The 2,856-nt window shown below is 50.3% G+C and carries 1 protein-coding gene; it reads right to left on the bottom strand.

The window, feature by feature from the left end; all coding sequences use genetic code 11:
- On the bottom strand, nucleotides 1–2,843 hold a 2,843-nt coding region (locus B3Z75_RS06610; RefSeq protein ID WP_294068856.1), incomplete at its 3' end, for a glycoside hydrolase family 2 TIM barrel-domain containing protein.
- Between the last annotated feature and the right edge of the window lie 13 nt (nucleotides 2,844–2,856).

Below are 2,856 nucleotides of genomic sequence, written 5' to 3'. Positions count from 1 at the left end.
GCATAGTTGGCACGGTACATGTAATATGCATCCAGCGGCTCCCCCCAGGTGGTGAGCAAGCCTTTGTAATTGACAGGCCCCACCTTGTCGATCACACGGTAACCCTCGTCGGGATGCCTCCTGCCGGGGTTGTCGTGTGAATTAAATATCCACTGAAACTGTCCGATGGCATGCTCTCTGGCTTTTTCTCCTAACTGTACTTTTTTCTCCATCAGCTGGTACATCCTGTCTTCGCTCCAGACACCATCCTGGTCAAAGTCACCTTCAGTATGCAGATCGATGGAACGCCACGCTCCATACTCCCCGTTCATCAGTTGATTTTTTAACTCCTCCGCATAGTTGTCCGGATCACCACCGTAGGTACCCGACCAGTTTTGTACCACATTCCAGTCGGTTCCGCTCCCGCCGTTGCAGGTGGTGACCACACGCTGTTTGCTTGCTGTGGGATCCATCTCCCGGATTATCTCCGCACACTCCTCGGCAAACTCTTTCGGGAGAACGCTCTCGTTTTGCAACCCCCACATGATTACTGAAGGAGAGTTGCGCCTCTCTTTGATCCATTGGCGGAGCAGGTTCTTAAAATTTTCCCGGAAAGCGGGCGTATCGTACCAGATGTGGGCCGAAAACTGGGGCCAGAACATGATTCCCTCTTTGTCCAATAGCTCCTTGTAGAACAGGTTGTGTGGTTGATGCGCATCTCTGAACGCATTAAAACCGGCATCTTTCAGCATGTTCACTCTCGCCCGGATCTCCTCCTTTGCGAATGCGTGCGATTGTCCGAAGCGATGCTCATATTCGGCTGTGCCATTCAGAAACAGCGAATTTCCGTTCAACCGGAACGTAGGGTCACCATCATTCCTCAATACCGGCCAGCTGATCGTGCGTATCCCGTACGGAGTGGTTACCTCATCGGTTGCTGTTCCATTCCTTTTCAGCACAGAAGCAAGCTTGTAGAGATAAGGATCACTGTTGCTCCACAAATGTACATTTTCTAACTTCGGACTTACCTGACTGATGATCTTGGTTTCGCCCGGTTCAAGCGTGATCATCTCCGAAAGACGGAAAACGGCCACCCCATTGTCGTCGTTCAGCTTGGTTACAAACTCCACGGTCTCCGGGCTGTTCCCATAATTTTTCAGCTCAGTTTCTATATGCAGATAATGGGTGTCATTATTCCAGATATGAACACCGAAAGGCTCTATTCTCACCTTGTCGACCACCTCCATCACCACCGGCCGGAATATTCCCATGGGTTGCGAACCTTCCGAGAAGCCCCACTCTGAGGAGCAGCCGCCACACACCCAGGGCATGTCGGTGATAAACGAAGGATGCTCGGCTTTCACCGTCAGCACATTATTTCCACCTCGGTTCACGGCATCCGTCACATCCAGCGTGAAGGTGGTTCTCCCCCCCGGATGCCGTCCAAAGCTCTTTCCGTTTAATGTGACGGTTGCATAGGTTCCCACTCCTTCAAACCGGATAAAAAAACGCTTGTCGGCATCATATTCCGACAACCTGAACTCCTTCTTGTACCAGGCGTTGCCATGTCTGTTGCCATGGAGATGCTGGCGGTAGCCATGATAATCATCCCAGTTATGGGGAATATCCACCCTTGTCCAGTCGCCATTCACCTCAAACGAGTCATATCTTTTACTATGCTCTTCTGCGGCCACGGTGCTCCAATCCTCATTCAGTGGTATGATACCTCTTTTTCCTGTGGGTTCAGGCTCAGGGAAACGGAGTTTCGACCTCCCCATAGGTTTCGAAACGGCAACAGCTATTCCGCGCTGGTCATGCTCGTTTACGGCACAATAGAAGTGATAAACCAATCCATCGTGTTTTATCAGAGTCGATTTGTGAGCAAACAGATTGTCATAATCCTTTGAGGGGATAATCAGATCTTCCCCCGTCCAGTCGGTCCAGTTTACCAGGTCATAGGAGGCAGCAAACGTATTGTAGGCTTTGTATTTTCTATCCGCACGAAATGCTCCGAAGTAAAACATCACGTACAGATCATCCATCTTCTGGATGTGTGCATCCCCGGTGATTCCCTCTTCGTGAGAGAGGACCGGATTGCCCGGGTAGCGTTCCCACTCTACCATATCATCTGAATAGGCAATGCCTACCCTTTCGGCCTTGATCTTATTTTGGGGATTGATGCCGCCTGCGTTGTAAAACATGACATACGGCTTCCCGAATGTTTTATCCTCATCACGGAATACACTGCTCTTGTACTGAATAATCTTTTCGAACCACTGGGCATCCTCATCCTCCGGCGACATGGCCGGCTGATCGAAAGCCTTCCACTCATGCGCTACGGTGGGATCTTTTTCGGTATAAGCCACACCGATCTTTAGAGGCCCCGTCTCGTAGCCTGTCTCGGCACCCCCGATGTAGGTCATCCAGTACTTGTCATCATGGCTGTTTAGTTTGTAGCTGCCCCCCCAGTGATGATCAATCAGCGAGGGGTATCCTCCCCGCTGGTTCTCATCCCACTTGCCTTCACGAAAAGAGAGCAGCCTGCCCAAGGTCTTCCACTCCAGCAGATCGTCGCTTTCGGCAAGCCATGTTTCGTACCCGCGACCATCTTTCCCCGATTTGCCATCGTACCTCAGGTAGGTCATATACCATTTGTCGCCCCTCCGGAATATCGTCGGGCAGTCCATTTTCTCCTGATTGCTCTCCGGTGCAATCACCAATCCATATTTATGGGGAGTCTTTACCTCATCGTACACCGCTTCCATCCGTGATTGTGGCACAGACTTTCCGGAGGAGGATATTTTGAACTCCGGAGAAGTTAAAAAAATAAGAAATACAGTTATTATAATCTTGATTCTATTCATTCGTCTGTTTTTT

The sequence above is a fragment of the Proteiniphilum sp. UBA1028 genome, from assembly GCF_002316955.1.
In the GTDB taxonomy this organism is placed as follows: domain Bacteria; phylum Bacteroidota; class Bacteroidia; order Bacteroidales; family Dysgonomonadaceae; genus Proteiniphilum.
This window is presented reverse-complemented; position numbering and strand designations above follow the sequence as displayed.